The organism is Pseudoalteromonas luteoviolacea, assembly GCF_000814765.1.
In the GTDB taxonomy this organism is placed as follows: Bacteria; Pseudomonadota; Gammaproteobacteria; order Enterobacterales; family Alteromonadaceae; genus Pseudoalteromonas; species Pseudoalteromonas luteoviolacea_H.
On the sequence record NZ_JWIC01000009.1, the window covers coordinates 77,395 to 97,211 of the forward strand.

The following is a 19,817-nucleotide window of genomic DNA, read 5'->3' on the forward strand; positions in this document are numbered from 1 at the left end:
CTATTAAGCGGCTTGTGCAAGCACTGAGCGATTGCGTCCAGTGCTTTTAGCGCGGTATAAAGCAGCGTCAGCACGCTTTAACAGCCCGTCCTCTGATTCATCGATATGATATTGTGCAAGACCAATACTGGCTGTGACTTTGACGTCACATACACTGGCATTGAGCGCTTGGTGGATCTGCTCTGCCAGTTCATGGCCTTGATTGAGCTCTGTTTTGGGGAGCAAAATCACAAACTCTTCGCCACCCCAACGACATACTGAACCGTGATTTTTGACGACTGATTTACAAATATGGGCAACGTGCTTTAGGACTTTGTCACCGATCAAGTGTCCGTGTTTGTCATTCACTTGCTTGAAGTGGTCAATGTCTAACATCATCATAACCAGCGGCTTGAATTGGTTGCGCGCTTTTTGCAGCTCAGATTGCAGCCTAGGCTCAAATGCTTGTCGATTGTAGGTATTTGTCAGCTTATCAAACGTCGCCATCTTTTCGAGTCGTTTCTGATAATGGTTAAAGGTGAGCTGAGCGCTAAACAAGATGACGCCAGTGATCACAACACCCATCAACAAATTAATATAGAGGCTTTCCGATAGAGAGTTATTTTGGTCAAGTGATTGCTCAACAATGAGATACCAGCCGAAGTGGGCCAAATAGCGAGAGTTAATAAATAAAGTTTTATCGTCTTGCTCTAAGCGTAATTTATAGGTTTGGTTGTCTAGTAATTTAGTGCCATGTTGACCAAACTTGTCGCTCAACGAATAGTCTGTGAAGGTTGCATCGTTATAAAACAATAAGCGGCCCTTATGATCAATAAAATAGACTTTACGGTTGTAAGTATGTTGGTACTTATCAATGAGACGCTTTAAGTGATCCAGTTTAATGCCTACGCCCGTGATCCCTTTCACCTGATTATTAACCATGATTTTATGATTTACAAAGATGGTTGCTTGGTGGTCATCTCTGGGGTCTAAATCGACATTGAGTGTATAAAGGGCGTCGTTGTCCATAGTGTCTTGATACCAAGTGTCCTGTTGGCTTAACGTGGTGGTATTACCATCATAGCGATAATAGGCTTTGTCATGACTGGTCGTGAGGAAACTGGTGACTGCGTCAAAATCACTGCGAGTCTGCCTTAGATATTCAAATAAGAAGGTGGTGTCTTTTTGTGGCGTTGTCAGCCAATGGTGTAAAAACGTATTATTGGCCATTTGTGATGAGATAATAATGGGGGCTTGCAGCTGTTTTTGTAAGTCTGTATGGATCAGGTGACTGGTCAGTGGCAGTGCGTCGTTTTCAATGCCGCGAAATAACGATTGCTTAGCAATGATTAAACTAAACCAGCTGGTAAAGATAAAGCCGGTTAAAAGGAGTACCGTTAAGATGAAGTTGTAGCGGTAGCGTGTCTTAGTCATTACAGCAGCGTTTAGATTAAATAGGTACAAAATTCTAACAGTGGGTATTGGTACAGACTATTACACTAGATTACAGCTGCTTTATTTCACGCAATAAAAAAGGCCCTGTCAGGGCCTTTTAGGTTCATATCTACCGTCACCGATATGAGCAATGTAGCAAGTAAAATAGTAAGTTGGTTGTTAGTGAATCGCGTTAAGGGGCGTTAATGTTCATCACTGACAACCAGAAGCTGTTTGCGTGCGCCACACGTGTTTCGGGGTCGAGAAACAAAATCTGAGTACGTCAACAAAGTGTGTATATCCGTCTTTGTTGAGATTGATTATCAATTAGATCTGGGTGAGTGTCAACACTTATTTGAAAATAATTCTCATTTAGTTTTGTTGGTGAGTTTTGCCGTGATTCACGTGCATTGATGTCGGTGATATAACGGGTGTATAGCATTAGTTTGTAAATATGTATTGTGCGGGAATGTGGCTAAAAAAGAGCGATGGTGAGTCGAGAGCAATAAAAAAGCCCGCAATAGCGGGCCTTTTTTGATCATATCTACCGTCACCGATATGAGCAATGTAGCAAGTAAAATAGTAAGTGGGTTGAGTGTACTTTACTTAAGGGGCGTTAAGATAAAGCACATGCAACCTTGCATTTTTACGTGTGCATCACGTGTTTCAGGGTCTTGAAACAATTTAGCGTACTTAACAAGTTGAGCCGTCTACTCGACTTGTTGAGATTGATTATCAATTGTATTTTGATCTATGTCAATACTTTTTTGAAAACAATTCTCATTTACGTTGTTGGTGAGCTGTAAGCGTTAATTTGTTTTGGTTTTTTTGAACACCCTCATCTTAATTGGTGAGGTAAGTGGGTCATTGGCAAGTAGTAAAAATAGAAAAGCCCGCGGGTCAAGCGGGCTTTTGTGTTCATATCTACCGTCACTGATATGAGCAATGTAGCAAGTAAAATAGTCGGTTTTTACAAGTTGTTTTAGGGGCGTAAAACAACGCGTTATTACCTAACGTTTAACGTTCGCTCAACGTGTTTCAGGGTCGAGAAACAAAATTAGAGTACTTCAACAAAATAAACCGTCACTTACTTTGTTGAGATTGATTATCAATAACATTTGGTTCAGTGTCAACATTTATTTGCAAATAATTCTCATTTGATTTATTCGTGTTTGTTGCTTAAGCAAACTACTTCATTATTTCGCCTACTTTTGAGTGCGCTAAGACACTTTATTTCCTGATCTTTTCGGCGTATAACAGTTACATAAAAATAACAAAAGAGGTGAGTTAATGGTCAGTACGTTGGGGTTGATTGGTGCATTGGCTGCATTGATTTGGCTGACTTTAAGAGGGATGAATTTGTTTATTGCCGCGCCGTTATGTGCACTGTTGGTCGCACTTAGCAGCAATATTACGATATTTAATGGCATCAATGACGGTGACTTTGTTTCAATTTATATGTCCGGATTCAGTGGTTTTATCCAAGCTTGGTTCTTTATGTTTTTGCTGGGTTCATTGTTTGGTAAATTTATGGAAGATACGGGCGCTGCCGATGCTATTGCGCGTTACATTACCGATAAAATAGGGATGAAGCATGCTGTATTTGCCATCGTGCTAGCTTGTGCCTTACTGACTTATGGTGGGGTGAGTGTTTTTATTGTGGCATTTTCTGTTTATCCGATGGCATTGAGCTTATTTAAGGATGCGGGCCTGCCTCGGCGTTTTATCCCCGCAGTACTGGCTTTTGGTTCTGTGACATTTACCATGACCTCGGCGGGGTCTCCTGAAATACAAAACTGGATCCCAATAAAATACTTGGGCACGTCTCCCTATGCGGCATGGCAAGAAAGCTTAATTGTCGCCGTATTTATGGCTGTTTTGGGCTATTTTTTACTGGTTAAAATGATTAAAAAGGCTGTCGATAATGGCGAGTCTTTTCAAGTGAGAGCGGGCGACCCTATCGAGGATAAGCGTCATTTACCCCACCCAATCACAGGGCTCTTACCCTTACTCGTCGTATTGAGCTTGTCATTTCTATTGCACGAACAGCTTCAGCAAAGCGCGTTAATTGTTGCCTTGCTCGGCGGCGTCATATCTATTTTTATCATTAATTTTAAGTACTTTAAAAGTCTATCTCAGGCCATTAATCTAGGAACAACAGGGGCATTGGTGGCTATTGGCAATACGGCTGCGGTCGTCGGTTTTGGCGCCGTTGCTAAAGGCACGCCTGCGTTTCAAGAGGCTGTGACCTTAATGACCTCCATTCCGGGCAATGAGTTGCTTGGCGCGGCAATCGCGGTGAGTGTTATCGCGGCATTAACGGGATCAGCCTCGGGTGGACAGGCAATTGCACTCCCTTTGGTTGCGCCTCATTATTTAGATTTGGGGGTCGATGAAAACCAGTTACATCGTGTTGTCGCGATTAGTTCGGGTGCACTGGACACCTTGCCACACAATGGCTATGTCGTGACAACGGTGCGGGCGATTTGTGGCGAGAAACACCAAGATGCGTATTGGCCACTGGCAGTATTGACGGTATGCGTACCTTTATTAGGGGTTGTTTTGATCTTGGGTCTATTTATCTGGTTTTAATCGAAAGGTGTCAATGGGTAAGCAGTTGTCATGCAAAATGCATTGCATTGTACTAACTTTGACAGACAAAAAGGCTGTGAAGACACAGTTATTTGGGCACATAAAAGGAGAATAAGATATGCATTGTCATGAAATTGATTATGAAATCATCGGCGAATCGATGCAGATGGTTGAAGTGGAGTTGGATCCCAATGAAACGGTTATTGCAGAAGCCGGCGCGATGAACTACATGCAAGATGGCATTAGCTTTGAAGCAAAAATGGGTGACGGCTCTGATGTAGATCAAGGCTTTATGGGTAAGTTATTCAGCGCAGGTAAGCGTTTAATTAGTGGTGAGTCGTTGTTTATGACGCACTTCACCAATGAAGGTGTGGGTAAAAAGCGCGTGGCATTTGCAGCGCCTTTTCCGGGTTCTATTTTGGCGTTGGATATGGCGACGTTAGGTCAATCTGTGTACTTACAAAAAGATTCATTTTTATGTGCTGCACTGGGCACCAAAGTGGATATTGCCTTTCAGCGTAAACTCGGCGCGGGCTTTTTTGGTGGAGAAGGGTTCATATTGGAGCATCTGCAGGGCGATGGAATGGCATTTGCCCATGCAGGCGGCACTGTGGTTGAAAAGCAACTGAATGGTGAAACGCTGCGCGTCGATACCGGCTGTGTGGTTGGTTTCAGCGAAGGCATCGAATTTGATATTGAGCGGGTGAAAGGCCTGAAAAGTATGTTTTTTGGCGGTGAAGGGCTCTTTTTAGCGACGTTAAAAGGCCATGGCACGGTGTGGATCCAAAGCTTACCATTCTCTAGATTAGCGGATCGTGTCCTTGAACATGCACCAAAACAAGGCGGTAGCAGGCAGGGCGAAGGCTCTGTATTAGGCAGTGTTGGCGATATCATTGATGGTGATTAAGGCTAAAAATGGCTTATTTAATGCAGTTCAACAATGCAATATCGCAGCGAATGCGTTTTAATTGCAAATTGGCTGCATTTTAATCGACTTCAAGGATGATGTTCGCCTAAAGAGGTGATATACTCCCGCCGAATAATTTTTCTACTTTAAATAGAGTAAAACAATGGCAGATTTATCGAAATACAGAAACATTGGTATTTTCGCGCACGTTGATGCGGGTAAAACTACGACCACTGAGCGTATTCTTAAGCTTACTGGTAAGATTCACAAAACTGGTGAAGTACACGATGGTGAGTCAACTACTGACTTCATGGAACAGGAAGCAGAGCGTGGTATTACTATCCAGTCAGCAGCTGTTACTTGTGAGTGGAAAGGCCACCGTTTAAACGTTATCGATACTCCTGGACACGTTGACTTCACAGTTGAAGTATACCGTTCACTTAAAGTTCTTGACGGTGGTATCGGTGTATTCTGTGGTTCTGGTGGTGTTGAGCCTCAGTCAGAAACTAACTGGCGTTATGCGAACGAATCAGAAGTTGCACGTTGTATCTTCGTAAACAAACTAGACCGTATGGGTGCTGACTTCTACCGCGTAGTAGGTCAAGTAGAGAAAGTACTTGGCGCAAACCCACTAGTTATGACTCTTCCTATCGGTATCGAAGATCAGTTCACAGGTGTTGTTGACGTACTAGAAAAGAAAGCATACATCTGGGACGAGACTGGCCTTCCAGAAAACTACGAAATCACTGACGTTCCAGCTGACATGGTTGAGAAAGTTGAAGAGTACCATGAGATGCTAGTTGAGTCTGCTGTTGAGCAAGACGACGACCTAATGGAAGCATACATGGAAGGTGAAACTCCTTCACTAGAGCAAATCAAAGCTTGTATCCGTAAAGGTACACGTGACCTTGCTTTCTTCCCAACTTTCTGTGGTTCTGCATTCAAAAACAAAGGTATGCAGCTAGTACTAGACGCAGTTGTTGATTACCTACCGTCTCCAACTGAAGTTGACCCTCAGCCTCTAACTGATCCTGAAACTGGTGAGCCTACTGGTGACGTTGCGACAGTTGATGCAGAAGAGCCACTTAAAGCGCTTGCGTTCAAAATCATGGACGACCGTTTCGGTGCACTTACGTTCATCCGTATCTACGCTGGTCGCATGAAGAAAGGTGACACGATCCTTAACTCTGCAACTGGTAAAACTGAGCGTATCGGCCGTATGGTTGAGATGCAAGCAGACGAGCGTAACGAACTTACTGAAGCACAAGCGGGTGACATCATCGCAGTTGTAGGTATGAAGAACGTTCAAACTGGTCACACGCTATGTGATCCTAAGCACGAATGTACTCTAGAAGCGATGATCTTCCCTGATCCGGTAATCTCTATCGCTGTTGCACCTAAAGATAAAGGTGGTAACGAGAAGATGGGTATCGCTATCGGTAAGATGGTTGCAGAAGATCCGTCATTCCAGGTTGAGACTGACGAAGATTCAGGTGAAACTATCCTTAAAGGTATGGGTGAGCTTCACCTAGACATCAAGGTAGACATCCTTAAGCGTACTTACGGCGTTGAGCTAGTTGTTGGTCAACCTCAGGTTGCTTACCGTGAAACTATCACGCAAGAAGTTGAAGACAGCTACACGCACAAGAAGCAGTCTGGTGGTTCTGGTCAGTTCGGTAAGATCGACTACCGCATCAAGCCAGGTGAAGTTGGTTCTGGTTTCACGTTCTCATCTTCAGTTGTTGGTGGTAACGTACCTAAAGAATTCTGGCCTGCAGTTGAGAAAGGCTTCGCGTCAATGATGGAAGAAGGTGTTCTAGCTGGCTTCCCTGTACTAGACGTTGAAGTTGAGCTATTCGACGGTGGTTTCCACGCAGTTGACTCATCAGCAATCGCATTCGAAATCGCTGCTAAAGGCGCTTTCCGTCAGTCTATCCCTAAAGCGGGTGCACAACTTCTTGAGCCAATCATGAAAGTTGACGTGTTCACGCCAGATGACAACGTAGGTGACGTAATCGGTGACCTTAACCGTCGTCGTGGTATGATCAAAGACCAAGAAGCTGGCGCAATGGGCGTTCGTATCAAGGGTGAAGTACCTCTATCTGAAATGTTCGGATACATTGGTCACCTACGTACTATCACGTCTGGTCGTGGTCAGTTCTCAATGGAATTCTCTCACTATGCACCATGTCCGCAAAACGTTGCTGACGCGGTAATCGCTGCTGAGAAAGAAAAGAAAGCTGCTAAGTAATTAGCCACTCCTTTCTTTTGAAAAAACCGCCTCAGGGCGGTTTTTTTATGCGTATGGATAACTCACCCGCTGTGGCTGAGCAGTGGTTAAGTTGATTTAAGCCTGGCTAAATCGCCATTTTATGAATTTTTTTATTTGTAAAATGTAAACAATTGTATAATGCAAATTCCCATTCTTTCGGACTGTTTTCTGAGCAATCCCCACATCTTTTTTACGTAATTTACTAAAAAATATACCTATCTAGAAAGTTAAATTATCTAATGTAATGCAAATATAGAGAATTAAGCATGCGCTAAAAAAGTGGATTGTTGAAAAAAGCAGAGGGCGAGCTTGATTTAGGAACAAAGCGAATTTATCATGCTTCCTTCTTAATCCTAAAGTAGGTGAATTGAGTAAAATTTGGAGGTACTCATGAAGACAATCAACTTACAAATTAACTGGTATATTTATCTGTTGCAGCTGATTGCATCGGTTTTGCTTTATGTTGTGTTATTGCACTCTGGTTTGGAGTTTGTCGCCAAAGTACTCGGCGTGTCAGGCGCTGCTTTGACAATGGTCACGCTGATTTCATCAATTATTGGGAAAAAATACGTTCACATTGATAAAGCTGGGTTTAGCTATCGCAGCTGGTCACAGGTCAATTATTTACACAGTGATGAAATTGCGACGTTAAAAGTTACTAAGCTGCTGGGCGCATATTTAGTATCAGTCGAGTTGAGCTCGAAAAAGCAGATTGCATTTCCATATTGGTTGGCAAATTTAGAAGACATACAAAGAGCGGCGAAGGAATTTAATTGCCCGTTAGCTGGTGTGATAGACACCGAAGTGAAAGCCTAACTAAAAAAGCGCCTAATAGGCGCTTTTTTGCTTTTTATTGCTCATTGAGCCAAATGGCTGCCTGCTTGGCAAAGTAGGTCAAGATCCCGTCTGCCCCAGCACGTTTAAACGCTAAGAGCGACTCCATAACGATAGGCTTTTCAGCAAGCCAGCCATTATCAATAGCAGCTTTGTGCATGGCATATTCACCACTGACTTGATAAGCAAAAGTTGGTACTCCAAACTCACTCTTTACGCGTTTGACGACATCGAGGTAAGGCATGCCAGGCTTCACCATGACCATGTCCGCGCCCTCTTGTAAGTCTAAGGCAACTTCTCGTATTGCTTCATCCGAATTAGCTGGATCCATCTGATAGGTCTTCTTATCAGCTCCTTTAAGGTTACCTGCGGAGCCAACAGCATCTCTGAATGGGCCATAGTAACTTGATGCATACTTTGCAGAGTAAGCCATGATACGCGTGTGGATGTGACCGGCTTCTTCTAATGCATCGCGAATGGCACCAATACGGCCATCCATCATGTCTGAGGGCGCAACCACATCAGCACCTGCGTCGGCGTGAGACAATGCCTGTTTGATAAGAATCTCAGTGGTGATGTCATTCATCACATAGCCTGTGTCGTCTATGATGCCGTCTTGTCCATGCACAGTAAACGGGTCTAATGCGACGTCAGTGATCACACCTAGCTCTGGACAGGCCGCTTTGAGTGCCTTGACTGTGCGCTGTGCAAGTCCATCAGGATTATAAGCTTCTTCAGCCATTAAGGATTTTTTATCTGAGGGGGTGACGGGGAAAATAGCAATGGCAGGAATGCCCAATGCGTGTAATTGTTTTGCTTCTTCTACGAGCAGATCAACCGACAGTCGTTCAATCCCAGGCATAGAAGGAATGGGTTCACGACAGTTTGTGCCCTCTAAAACGAAAACAGGATAAATTAGATCAGCGACAGTTAATGTATTTTCGCTCATAAGGCGACGTGAAAAGTTGTCGCGGCGCATGCGTCGCATACGAGTATATGGAAATAGATCTAGTCCTGATTGAGCCACATTAAGTCTCCTGCGTGTGTTGATAAATACATACCCGATTACGGCCACTTTGCTTCGCTTCATATAAAGCTTTGTCGGCGAAATCGGTGAATAAAGTTGGGTTTTTTGTATCTTGTGCGATTGCGCTGTAAACCCCAGCACTTGTGGTAAATTGGATACTTTGATCAGCAATATTGACGATGCAACTGGCAGTCGCTTCACGGATCTGTTCAGCAAGCTCTTGTGCACCTTGCACATTGGTATTGGGCAGCAAGATGACAAACTCTTCACCACCGTAACGAAACACTTCGTCATGGGGTCGCTTTAAATGCTTGCTAATGGTATTGGCAAAAGCACAAATGGTTTGATCGCCTGCTAGGTGCCCATATACGTCATTCACACGTTTAAAATGGTCAATATCAAGCATGACGACACTCAGTGTGGTTTGCTCTCTGCGGGAACGTCTGACCTCCATCATAAGGCGTTTATCGAAGTAGCGTCGATTTTTTACCTTAGTTAATGGATCTTCCATATTGAGTCGTTCTAATTCTCTATTTTTTTCTTCTAGTTCACGCAGCGTGACCTGTAATTCGAAAGTGCGCTCATCAATACTGCTTTCCAGGTCTTGTTGTGCTTGCTCTTGGATGATGAGCTTCTCTTTGAGTAAGGCATCTTCGGCACGTGTTTTTGCGAGTTTTTGTTCTTGTTGTTTGATATGGCTTTCTCGTTCAAAAATATACTGCTTAGCCAGTGCATAGCTGATATAGGCACAGACAAATAGCGCACAAACATAAGTAACTGGACGCTCAAGCAATGCCCCAGAGAGTAACCCTAGCTCAAAGCCAAACTGGTAACATAAAGATATCATTAAACACAGATAAACAGTGACCGCGGGTAACCTTTGGCTGAGCTTATTTAATGATGCTTTGATTGTGATCACAAAGAAGTACAAAACGGCCAGGATGGCAAAAACATACGCGACTTTTAACGCCAGTGTGATTGGCAGCAAGGTACATAAAAGTGTCAGTCCCAGACCACTAACGAGTAGGTATTTTAGCCCGACGTCGACATACGATGCTGTACTAATCGGTAAAATACCACTTCTTAAAATAGGCACTATTGCCAAAGTAGATAACAGTACGAGCAGGCTTTGCCCATATTGTTGCATCCATTGCCAATCTGCGTAGAGATAACGATATCCAAAGCCGTATAGATGCACCAGTAAGAGCCATACACTCAATAACAGCAAAGTACCATGCATAAAGTATTTGCGGCGTGTGAAGGTATACATCGTGAAGTTCGTCGCTATCATTGCAAGTAAAAACCCTGCCAAGATGCCATATATGAGGTTAAATTTACTTTTGTATTTTAAGTATTCAACTGGGTGCCAAAGACTGAGCGGGATATTGAGCGCGCCATGGTGTTTCACTTTCAAATAAAGGGTTGTTTGTCGTTTACCCGGTAGCTCTAGTGGAATGAGTTGTGCTTCATGTTTTATTGGCCGTTGCATTAAAGGACGACTGTCACCTAAATCTAGGGTCAAAATAGCATGATCAGGCTGCATGATATAGGCTGTGATACTATCCAAAAGGTTATTGTTGACGCTGAGCAATAACGGTAGCTCGATTAAGCTGTCGTTGCGTAAAACGATTTTAATCCAGACTTGCTGATCTACTTCACCTAAATTCAGCGCGCCAGAGCGATGATAATGCCAATTTGGATTATCATTGAGTAATGCTTGGATATTGTCTTGATCGGTTACTGTATAGCTAAATGGAAGTGAAGCCTGGTGTCTAAACTGGGCTTGCAGCTCAAAGACTGGGGAGTGAGGCTCAGGGTCAACAGCGAGATTCGCGAGCGCCGCATAAGTATTGAACATTAATGCCAACAATAACCATAATTTCATCAAATATTACTCTGTGGCTTGGCCATAAATAATGCATTGAAATTACTGCTGCTGCACATCGCAATGGATTCTCTATCGGTGTTTTTTAATAAGGCAATTTGCTCAGCAACGGCAGGTAAATAGGCGGGTTCATTACGCCGAGATTTGGGTTTGGGTGATAGGGTCCGTGGCAGTAAATAAGGTGCATCGGTTTCAATAAGGAGTCTATCGTTTGGAATATATTTAATTAAATCACGTAATTGTTGGCCGCGTCTTTCATCACATACCCAACCTGTAATGCCGATCATTAAACCGTAATCGAGATAAAATTTGAGAGCTTGTTGGTCCCCCGTAAAGCAATGTAAGACACCGGTGAGTTGATGCTCAGACAATAACCCTTTCATACGGTCATGTGCATCTCGTTCGTGGATATAAGCTGGCATATTGAGTTGTTGGGCGAGTGCAAATTGAGCACTGCAGATACGTTCTTGCGTATCTCGTGGCGAAAAATCGCGATTAAAATCTAATCCACATTCGCCAATTGCTACAACATGAGGTGAGCTGGCTAATCTTGTGATGTGTGCAATGAAATCGTCAGGGGCATCTTTGGCATCATGGGGATGAATCCCGGCGGTGCTCACTAATTGATAGGTTTGCGCCAAAGCAAGGCTGTCATCGCTCGATGCGAGGTCACACCCGATTAAAAGCATATTGCTAATATGCTGTGATTTGGCGCGTAAGACGACATCCGCCCTGTCTTTATCAAATTGGGAGCTGGTTAAATTGACACCGGCATCAATCATTGTTTGCATTTATTTTATTCTTTTTACACGAATGGTTCTGTTTGAGTCTGATTTACTCATCAAAAAAGAGTTAAATGAGCCACGTTTAATCGTCACAGTGTCCTCTTGTTTTGCAAAAAAAGCGCCGCTGCCTATTTGCTTCCATACTTGCGCGTTTGAAAGCTCAAAAGTACGCACGCCATGAGTTGATTTTGTGAGTTTTGTTATTGTAGCTTCAATATTGTCGACGCGTTGCTCGTTTTTTATGACTTTATTTTCTATGCCAAAACGCGCTTGTTGCTGCTCTGCGCTGAGTGTGACATTTGCCGTGGATACCTTAGCAGTCGGTGGTGTCTGAGCGACGGACTGTTTTGCTTGATATTGGCTTACTACTTGGTCATAACACTGCAGACGCTGTTGATCGACTGAAATATCTTGGCAGGCAGTCAGTTGATCGAGTGCGGTCTCTTGTGCATCGGTTGAGAGTGAGATACTCAGGGCAACTAAAGTGAGCCACTTATTCATTATTCATTTCCTGTTGTTGAGACTTTTTGCTGTAGAACGCCGCCAGAATAAGGCCAATCTCAAATAATAATAACATGGGTACGGCAAGCAGTGTTTGTGACAGCACATCAGGGGGAGTTAAAAACATTGCCACAACAAAGACACCAACAACAATGTAAGGCCTTTTTTCTTTTAGACTTTGTGTTGTTGTAACACCGCTCCAACATAGCAGCATAATCGCAACAGGTATCTCGAATGCGACACCAAATGCGAAAAACAGCTTGAGGATAAAGGCAAGGTAGCTACTAATATCCGGAGATAGGGTCATCATCTCTGGGCCAACCGCAGTAAAAAAGCCCAAAATAATTGGCATAACGACAAAGTAGCAAAAAGCGATACCTGCGTAAAATAGAATGATGCTCGAGAGCAGTATTGGCATCAGCATGCGTTTTTCATGCTGATATAAGCCGGGTGCTAAAAAACCCCAAACTTGATGCAAAATAAACGGGATTGCCAAAAATAATGCGACGAATAGAGTCAGTTTAAACGGTGCGAAAAACGGTGCTGTGACATCTGTGGCTATCATGGTGGCATTTTCAGGTAAACTTAGCACCAATGGGTTTGCGACAAATGCATAAATATCATTCGCAAAATATACTAAGGATAAAAAAATAACCAATACGCTAAGGAGGGCTTTTATCAGCCTATCTCTGAGTTCAATCAGGTGGCCTATAAATCCACTTTGCTCCGGCTCTGACATGAATATTCCTGTTACTTCTAGGGATTAGTCTTTTTTCGACTGCTGTTCTGTCGCGTCAGTTTGATAGCTATGACGAACGGACTCGGCCGCTTTTTTCAGCTCATCTACGGACTCTTGCAGCTCAGGTGCTAAGTTATGCATATTCTGCTGCTCAGCTTTTTTCAAATTGGCATGTAGCTCATGTACCCGCAGCTCTTCATTGACCTCAGCTTTGACGGAATTGGCAACTGATTTGACGGTTCTGATCCAGCGGCTAACGGTCCGGATCGCCACCGGTAAGCGTTCAGGCCCTAATACAATTAAGCCGACAATCAATATGACGACGAGCTCCCACATGCCCATGTAAACTATACCTTTTCTTTGTCAGTTTCGGTGCTGTTTGACTTGCTCTGAGTTTGATTTTGAAGCGCGTCTTTTGGCTTGCTAGCGTCGTTGTTATCTTCATCTGACATGGCTTTTTTAAACCCTTTGACAGCGTTACCAAGATCACCACCCATACCGCGTAGCTTTTTCGTGCCAAAAAGCAAAACAATGATTGCAAGCACAATCAATAATTGCCAAATACTAATTCCACCTAATCCCATAACGACTCCGTTTACGTGTTATTTGTAAATACTGATTTGATTATACGCCCCGCGTATAAAATATCATCCTGTTTTACGCCATGCGCAAATAAATAGCAAGCATGCAAAAAGAGCGCTTCCTAGACTTGCCCCACTTAACTCTGCGATAAAACACAAGCCTGCGATGATGGCGAAGGTTGACGCTGCCATACCGAGCAGAATACTTTGTATCGTTTGCTTGCTGACCGAGCTGCTTGGTGCCGCAGGGCGATGATGCTGTCGTTTCAGGTTCTGATAAATTAAATCAGGCAGTTCAGGCATTTTTTCTGCCCAAAAAGGCAGATTCTGATAAAGTTTTTTAGCTACGGCCAGTGGGCCAACTTGCTCTTGTACCCAGTGTTCTAAAAATGGTTTGGCAGTTTGCCAAAGATCTAGCTGAGGATATAGCTGACGGCCAAGCCCTTCAACATATAGCAGTGTTTTTTGCAACAAAACGAGCTGTGGTTGAACTTCCATATTAAAACGCCTTGCCGTATTGAATAAATTGACCAGTACATGGCCAAATGAAATCTCTGCAAGGGGTTTATTGAAAATGGGTTCACACACAGTGCGGATAGCAAATTCAAACTCTTCAACACAAGTGTCTGCGGGCACCCAGCCAGAGTCTACATGTAGCTGAGCGACTTGGCGGTAGTCACGGTTGAAAAATGCAATGAAATTTTCTGCTAAATATCGCTTATCCTCTCGGTTTAAGGTGCCGACGATGCCACAGTCAATCCCGATATATTGCGGGTTTTCAGGATGCTCGTAGGAGACAAAAATATTACCCGGATGCATGTCAGCATGGAAAAAACTGTCTCTAAAAACTTGAGTGAAAAAGACTTCTACACCCCGTTCAGCGAGTAGCTTCATATCCGTACCCTGTGCTTCTAGCGTCTGAGTATCAGAGACCGGAATGCCATAAATACGCTCCATGACTAATACATTTTGTCTGGAGTGGTCGCTATACACTTCGGGAATGTACAGTGCTTCAGAGCCTTCAAAGTTGCGCCTAAGTTGAATGGCATTGGCGCCTTCGCGCATTAAATCAAGTTCGTCGAGTAAGGTTTTACGATACTCGCGGACAACTTCAACGGGCCTTAATCGGCGACTTTCACTGACTAGACCCGCTAAGATCTTGGCAAATTGCTCCATCAAAGATAAATCAGCGAGAATTTGCTTTTCTATGTCCGGGCGGATCACTTTGACAACCACATCTTTCAAACCTTGTTCAGTTTGTAACTGAGCGGTGTGTACTTGGGCAATCGATGCAGAGGCTAACGGTTGTTGCTCGAAGTGTTCAAATAGTGCGCTGATATGTTCTAAATCTAGCGCTTGTTCTATTAACTTTTGCGCTTGTTCACCGTCAAATGGTGCAACATTATCTTGCAGTTGTGCTAACTCTTGTGCCATATCGTGAGGCAATAAGTCACGGCGAGTAGACAGCATTTGTCCAAACTTTATCCACACTGGCCCCAGCGTTTGTAATGCGAGGCGTAAACGCGCACCTTCGGATTTTTCTTGGTGTTTATTCGGCAGCCAAAATAAGCTTTTGCGCAGGTATTTAGCGTACCAGGGCTGTAAGTGCTGAGGCAGCAGTTCATCTAGGCCATAATTAAGAAATGTTTTACCAATTTGATATAGGCGAGCGATGGACAATTCCTGCTCCTTAAAGTCAGTCAGTTAGTGCATTAATGCGTTGTTCAAGCGCAGCTAATTGCGATGAAAGGGCTCTAGTTTGGGCTTTAAATTGCTGCATTTCCAGAGGATGGATGGTGACATTCAGCTCATCTTGACACAATTGGGTCAGCACTTGCTGATATGATTTTTTATGTTGCTGTGTTCGCGCGTTACACTGTTTGGCTTGTTGCACCAGATGTTGCGCGCCCGCATCCCCTAAATACCGAGATAAATGTTCTGCCCAATCGATATTTAGATTTGCAAACGCCTTACTGTAGAGCTGTGCTAGATGCAGATCTCCATCTAAATCTAATTTGCCACTGCGGATCAGTCGTGTCAGTTGACTGGGGTCTTTCAATTCGCTGAGGCAATCAAGGGAAGTGGTGATGTGGCAGTCAGCATCGTCATGATAATGACCATACACAAAACAGTACTCCCCGTTGTAATGTAGTGCGCAGGATAAGTTTAAGTCTGTTAACGTCAATGCTAGCACCTTGTGTGCAGCGCCTTGCAAGTCATTTGCGAGGCTGGGTTCAAGGGTTAAGAGACGATTCACAGCTTGCTCGGCCATGGCCGTTAAGACAGAGATCAACATAAACTTATCCTTACAGACGTTAGTACTTAAACCCTCTATGGAGCGCGACGATGCCACCGGTGAAGTTTTGATAGCTTGTTTGCTCAAAACCGGCTTCTTCCATCATCCCTTTCAAGGTTTCTTGATCTGGATGCATGCGAATTGACTCTGCAAGGTATCGATAAGATTCACTGTCATTGGCCACTATTTTGCCAACATTTGGTAAAATATTAAAGGAGTAGAAGTCATACAACTTTGACAGCGCTTCGTTATCTGTTTTAGAAAATTCCAAGACCAATAGGCGTCCACCTGGCTTAAGTACTCGGTACATAGAGCGCAACGCTTCGTCTTTGTCTGTGACGTTACGCAGCCCAAATGCAATGGTGATAACATCTAAGCTGTTGTCTGGAAAGGGTAATGCTTGGGCATTCATTTGCACATATTCAATGTTGTTTACCAAACCTAAGTCACGCAGTTTATCGCGGCCTACTTTTAACATTGAATCGTTGATGTCGCCGAGGATCACTTGACCTGTATCACCAACAAGCTGGCTAAATTTAGCCGTTAAATCACCTGTACCACCTGCCAAGTCTAATACTCGATGGCCTTTTCGTACGCCAGCGCATGCCACGGTTTGACGCTTCCAAAGGCGGTGAATACCAAACGACAAAAAGTCATTCATGATGTCGTATTTAGCTGCGACAGAGTGAAAAACATCTGCAACCAAAGACTCTTTTTGAGTGGACTCTACGGTTTTATAACCAAAGTGGGTGGTATCGCGATTTTCTTCTTTCATGTTGACCTTGGTGACACAGTTTAGATGGGTATAGTGTACTTGATTGCGACACTCAGGTGCAATTTATAGTGGCTGTAAATCGTAAATATTTGTCTTAAAACAAAGGTTACAGTGCGCCCGAAATGTAGCAGTCTCGTCCTAGTGTATGGGCTTTTTGTGCCGCAAAAGCGGCTTGGGTAGCTAATTCATTAAAGTCTCGTTCGTTTTGCCTTTTTGCAATGCCAATGGCGAGCTGAACTTCAGGAAATTGTACATTGCCTTTATTGCTAATGAATTTGAGCTTTTCGACGCCTTTACGAATTTTTGCGGCGATGACTTTGGCCGTTTCCGGCTCGATGTCTGCAAGTAAAATAGTGAACTCTTGTTTGCCTGTGCGACCGGGTACACCACTTTCTAAAACATAATGTTTGATTTTATTGGCAACACGTTGCAAGACAGTTTCACCAATCATATCGCCAAATCTTGCACTAAAATCACTGAGGTTATCAACTTGAATAGAGATAGCACACAGGGTTTTATCTTGGTCTAGCCAGAGTTGTGTTTTTTGGTTGAGGTAGTGACGTTTGTATAAGCCTGTGTGTGGATCAATCAAACGCTGTTTGCGGATTTTGTTTAATACCATGTACTGCTGGCTTTGTGTTGCCCTGGCTTTTTGCAAACTGTGTTTAAAACGTTGCTGTTGTTCCATATAACGTTCAGTTTGCTGCACAAATTCGTTCAGCGCCTTTTTACTTTTCGCGATATCTTGAGCATCTAATTCACTGTGACATTTTCGAATGCTTTGCGTATATATTGCGATATTTTGGTGTGTTCGAGACGAAGAAGATGAGAGCTCATCTATGACGTTGTCGACTTCTTTTAATACGGCCAACTCTTCTTGATGCTCCGTATAAATAAACTCAAAGTAAAGTTGTTCGATATAGACGTTATCAATGGCCACATTATTTCGTAAATCACGCTCCAAGCGCGTCGTCAGAGGTTCGTTGCTGCGGCTGATGAACGTATAGGCTACTTGGTAGTTGAGCGGTGTGGGTGGCAGCGCATGCAGTTCCAAAAAATGACAGACTTTGGTCATTTTTTCTTGGGCTATGGCCATTGGGTCATGGAACGTCATCTACTTATTTACCACATATTCAGGTTAATTTCGAAGCCTTAACGTCCTTTGGCACAAGTCATGATTTCATCCTATTTGAAGTCCCGCTACATTAATCGCAATTGTGACTTTTTGAAAGTAAAATTTGCCCTTTTAATGGTAAAAAGTTACCCATTTAATTCTATTAGGCGAATTTATCGACAACTTTTTCTCTTATACATGTGACGGCGCATCGATGAGCGCATTTGAACGATGTTTGGTCGATTATACTTGCATAAAGATAAGTGCCTTCGTTAAGGTGCATACCCCAGCGAAAGTTAAGGAACCTCAGTGTTGAACGCCATTTTTAAACCGCTAAGTGCAATTGCATTAGCACTCAGTTTGTCTGCTTGTCAGATGACCCAGAACAATCCAGATCAGGCCTTTGTGGCGTTGTCTGAGCAAGTGATGGCCTTTCGTGCTGACATTAGCACCAGTCACATCAAGTCACTAGATGCCCCTTATTTACTGCCAGATATGTCACCAGAGCGCTTGGCAAGCGAGAATCAGCGTCGTTTAGCGCTGCTGAATAAGCTTGATGCGATAGACACAACACAGTTAACTGCTGAGAATCAAATTAACTTCGCCATTTTGCGCGCACAGGTGCAGGATAAAGTCGATAAATATCACTTCAAACATCATTATGTGCCACTGTTATCTGAGTCTGGCTTTCATACGCGCATGTCTTTTAAGATCAGAGAGCATGACTTTTCTACCGAGCTTGGTTATCAATTATTAATAGCTCAGATTAAGCAGTTACCACGATATTTTTCGCAGCAGATGGACTGGATGAGAAAGGGCATGGCAATTGGGTTGACCCAACCGCAAGTGGTACTGCAGGGATTCGAATCATCGATAGAGGCTTATATCGCCATTGATGATGTTGAACGCTCGCCATTTTATGCACCATTTAAAACGAATCAGGCGGGTATATCAGATGAAGCGTTTAAGCAGCTTCAGCAGCAAGCTAAACAAGCGATACTCAATTACGCTAACCCAGCTTATCAAAGTTACTTAGATTTTTTCGTCAATGAATACCGACCGAACGCTAAACAAGACATTGCTTGGTCGAGTACACCCAATGGTGAAGCATTTTATATCAACCGTGCTAAGCATTTCACGACAACCGATATGACGCCTAAGCAAATCCATGAGTTAGGTTTGCAGGAAGTGGCGCGTATTCGCAGTGAGATGGAAACCATCATTGAAAAGGTGGGCTTTGAAGGGTCGTTTGCTGAGTTCGTCGAGTTTTTACGTACCGATCCGCAGTTTTATGCAAAGACACCTGAAGAGTTGCTTAAAGAAGCATCATTTATCGCTAAGAAGATGGACGCTAAGTTACCACAATTCTTTTATGTATCTACATTGCCTAGAGTCCCTTATGGCGTAGATCCAGTGCCTGATAGTCTCGCACCTAAATACACTACGGGGAGATACTTACCGCCATCGAAAGAGACAGATCCTGGCTATTATTGGGTCAATACGTACGCGCTTGATAAAAGGCCGCTTTATGTTTTGGAGGCATTGACCTTACACGAAGGGGTACCAGGTCATCACCTACAGATCTCAATGAATGATGAGTTGATACATCTACCTGAGTATCGAAATGAATATATCTCTGCATTTGGTGAGGGTTGGGGGCTATACGCTGAATATCTGGGTTTAGAGGCGGGATTTTATCAAGACCCATACAGTGATTTTGGTCGGCTCACCTATGAAATGTGGCGTGCCGCACGTTTAGTGGTGGACACGGGCATGCACATGTTCGGCTGGAGTCGTGAACAGGCGATGCAGTTTATGCAAGATAATACGGCGTTATCATTACACAATGTGAGAACAGAAACGGATCGGTATATTTCTTGGCCAGGCCAAGCATTGTCATACAAAATTGGTGAGCTGACGATTAGGCGCTTGCGTGCAGACGCTGAGGAAGCATTGGGCGACAAGTTTGAGATCCGAGATTTTCACCGTGAAGTACTGAAAAATGGTTCTGTTCCCTTGTTTGTGCTCGAGGCGCAGATTAAGCATTACATAGCACAAACATTGGCGCAGCAGTAAGATAGAGTGATAAGGCCGCC

At 43.6% G+C, this 19,817-nt stretch carries 17 protein-coding genes; 5 read left to right on the forward strand and 12 right to left on the reverse strand.

Annotation, left to right across the window (positions count from 1 at the left end; genetic code table 11):
- Positions 1–3: 3 nt before the first annotated feature.
- Positions 4–1,413 (reverse strand): sensor domain-containing diguanylate cyclase, encoded by a 1,410-nt coding sequence (locus JF50_RS21065; protein ID WP_039611341.1) that lies wholly within the window; start codon positions 1,411–1,413, stop codon positions 4–6.
- Between the two features lie 1,290 nt (positions 1,414–2,703).
- On the opposite strand from JF50_RS21065, the gene JF50_RS21075 reads away from it, so the two are divergent.
- The 4 genes from JF50_RS21075 to JF50_RS21090 all read left to right on the forward strand — a co-directional run bounded on the left by JF50_RS21075 (position 2,704) and on the right by JF50_RS21090 (position 8,000).
- On the forward strand, positions 2,704–4,005 hold the full coding sequence (locus JF50_RS21075) for a GntP family permease (RefSeq protein ID WP_039611343.1): 1,302 nt from the start codon (positions 2,704–2,706) through the stop codon (positions 4,003–4,005).
- Between the two features lie 118 nt (positions 4,006–4,123).
- The gene (locus JF50_RS21080) at positions 4,124–4,912 is read left to right on the forward strand and encodes a TIGR00266 family protein (protein WP_039611344.1); all 789 of its coding nucleotides are present in this window, start codon (positions 4,124–4,126) and stop codon (positions 4,910–4,912) included.
- 163 nt (positions 4,913–5,075) lie between these two features.
- Complete coding sequence (gene fusA / locus JF50_RS21085) at positions 5,076–7,163, forward strand: elongation factor G (RefSeq protein ID WP_039611345.1); 2,088 nt, start codon at positions 5,076–5,078, stop codon at positions 7,161–7,163.
- Positions 7,164–7,574: 411 nt separating this feature from the next.
- Positions 7,575–8,000, forward strand: coding sequence for a hypothetical protein (locus tag JF50_RS21090; RefSeq protein WP_039611346.1), 426 nt, complete (start codon positions 7,575–7,577; stop codon positions 7,998–8,000).
- A 34-nt stretch (positions 8,001–8,034) separates the two neighbouring features.
- On the opposite strand, the gene hemB is transcribed toward JF50_RS21090, so the two are convergent.
- From hemB to JF50_RS21145, 11 genes are all read right to left on the reverse strand, one after another.
- The gene (gene hemB, locus JF50_RS21095; RefSeq protein ID WP_039611347.1) at positions 8,035–9,045 is read right to left on the reverse strand and encodes a porphobilinogen synthase; all 1,011 of its coding nucleotides are present in this window, start codon (positions 9,043–9,045) and stop codon (positions 8,035–8,037) included.
- Position 9,046: 1 nt separating this feature from the next.
- The gene (locus JF50_RS21100) at positions 9,047–10,930 is read right to left on the reverse strand and encodes a diguanylate cyclase (RefSeq protein WP_235423491.1); all 1,884 of its coding nucleotides are present in this window, start codon (positions 10,928–10,930) and stop codon (positions 9,047–9,049) included.
- Positions 10,930–11,721 carry a TatD family hydrolase gene (locus JF50_RS21105; protein ID WP_039611348.1) on the reverse strand — a complete coding sequence of 264 codons (792 nt, stop codon included), beginning with the start codon at positions 11,719–11,721 and terminating at the stop codon, positions 10,930–10,932. Before JF50_RS21105 ends, JF50_RS21100 begins: the two co-directional genes overlap by 1 nt.
- Positions 11,722–12,216, reverse strand: coding sequence for a hypothetical protein (locus tag JF50_RS26465; protein WP_052262638.1), 495 nt, complete (start codon positions 12,214–12,216; stop codon positions 11,722–11,724).
- Positions 12,209–12,955 carry a twin-arginine translocase subunit TatC gene (tatC, locus tag JF50_RS21115; protein ID WP_039611349.1) on the reverse strand — a complete coding sequence of 249 codons (747 nt, stop codon included), beginning with the start codon at positions 12,953–12,955 and terminating at the stop codon, positions 12,209–12,211. The genes JF50_RS26465 and tatC overlap by 8 nt, the downstream gene beginning before the upstream one ends.
- Positions 12,956–12,979: 24 nt before the next feature.
- Positions 12,980–13,297, reverse strand: coding sequence for a Sec-independent protein translocase protein TatB (tatB, locus tag JF50_RS21120; protein WP_039611350.1), 318 nt, complete (start codon positions 13,295–13,297; stop codon positions 12,980–12,982).
- 5 nt (positions 13,298–13,302) lie between these two features.
- Complete coding sequence (gene tatA, locus JF50_RS21125; protein WP_039611351.1) at positions 13,303–13,539, reverse strand: Sec-independent protein translocase subunit TatA; 237 nt, start codon at positions 13,537–13,539, stop codon at positions 13,303–13,305.
- 63 nt (positions 13,540–13,602) lie between these two features.
- Positions 13,603–15,216 carry a ubiquinone biosynthesis regulatory protein kinase UbiB gene (gene ubiB, locus JF50_RS21130; protein WP_039611352.1) on the reverse strand — a complete coding sequence of 538 codons (1,614 nt, stop codon included), beginning with the start codon at positions 15,214–15,216 and terminating at the stop codon, positions 13,603–13,605.
- Positions 15,217–15,232: 16 nt separating this feature from the next.
- On the reverse strand, positions 15,233–15,832 hold the full coding sequence (locus JF50_RS21135) for a ubiquinone biosynthesis accessory factor UbiJ (protein ID WP_039611353.1): 600 nt from the start codon (positions 15,830–15,832) through the stop codon (positions 15,233–15,235).
- A gap of 19 nt (positions 15,833–15,851) precedes the next feature.
- On the reverse strand, positions 15,852–16,607 hold the full coding sequence (ubiE, locus tag JF50_RS21140; RefSeq protein WP_039611354.1) for a bifunctional demethylmenaquinone methyltransferase/2-methoxy-6-polyprenyl-1,4-benzoquinol methylase UbiE: 756 nt from the start codon (positions 16,605–16,607) through the stop codon (positions 15,852–15,854).
- A 106-nt stretch (positions 16,608–16,713) separates the two neighbouring features.
- Entirely contained in the window at positions 16,714–17,721 is a 1,008-nt protein-coding gene (locus JF50_RS21145) for a GGDEF domain-containing protein (protein ID WP_039611355.1), read from the reverse strand.
- Positions 17,722–18,030: 309 nt separating this feature from the next.
- Between JF50_RS21145 and JF50_RS21150 the strand changes: the two genes are divergently transcribed.
- A complete protein-coding gene (locus JF50_RS21150) occupies positions 18,031–19,797 on the forward strand; it encodes a DUF885 domain-containing protein (RefSeq protein ID WP_039611356.1) in 1,767 nt (588 codons plus the stop codon).
- Positions 19,798–19,817: the final 20 nt, after the last annotated feature.

Excerpts from the sequence above, each read along its gene's own strand:
- JF50_RS21065 (WP_039611341.1), bottom strand. The coding sequence starts at position 1,413 with ATGACTAAGACACGCTACCGCTACAACTTCATCTTAACGGTACTCCTT.
- JF50_RS21075 (WP_039611343.1), top strand. The coding sequence starts at position 2,704 with ATGGTCAGTACGTTGGGGTTGATTGGTGCATTGGCTGCATTGATTTGG.
- JF50_RS21080 (WP_039611344.1), top strand. The coding sequence starts at position 4,124 with ATGCATTGTCATGAAATTGATTATGAAATCATCGGCGAATCGATGCAG.
- fusA (WP_039611345.1), top strand. The coding sequence starts at position 5,076 with ATGGCAGATTTATCGAAATACAGAAACATTGGTATTTTCGCGCACGTT.
- JF50_RS21090 (WP_039611346.1), top strand. The coding sequence starts at position 7,575 with ATGAAGACAATCAACTTACAAATTAACTGGTATATTTATCTGTTGCAG.
- JF50_RS21100 (WP_235423491.1), bottom strand. The coding sequence starts at position 10,930 with ATGAAATTATGGTTATTGTTGGCATTAATGTTCAATACTTATGCGGCG.
- JF50_RS21105 (WP_039611348.1), bottom strand. The coding sequence starts at position 11,721 with ATGCAAACAATGATTGATGCCGGTGTCAATTTAACCAGCTCCCAATTT.
- JF50_RS26465 (WP_052262638.1), bottom strand. The coding sequence starts at position 12,216 with ATGAATAAGTGGCTCACTTTAGTTGCCCTGAGTATCTCACTCTCAACC.
- tatC (WP_039611349.1), bottom strand. The coding sequence starts at position 12,955 with ATGTCAGAGCCGGAGCAAAGTGGATTTATAGGCCACCTGATTGAACTC.
- tatB (WP_039611350.1), bottom strand. The coding sequence starts at position 13,297 with ATGGGCATGTGGGAGCTCGTCGTCATATTGATTGTCGGCTTAATTGTA.
- tatA (WP_039611351.1), bottom strand. The coding sequence starts at position 13,539 with ATGGGATTAGGTGGAATTAGTATTTGGCAATTATTGATTGTGCTTGCA.
- JF50_RS21135 (WP_039611353.1), bottom strand. The coding sequence starts at position 15,832 with ATGTTGATCTCTGTCTTAACGGCCATGGCCGAGCAAGCTGTGAATCGT.
- ubiE (WP_039611354.1), bottom strand. The coding sequence starts at position 16,607 with ATGAAAGAAGAAAATCGCGATACCACCCACTTTGGTTATAAAACCGTA.
- JF50_RS21145 (WP_039611355.1), bottom strand. The coding sequence starts at position 17,721 with ATGACGTTCCATGACCCAATGGCCATAGCCCAAGAAAAAATGACCAAA.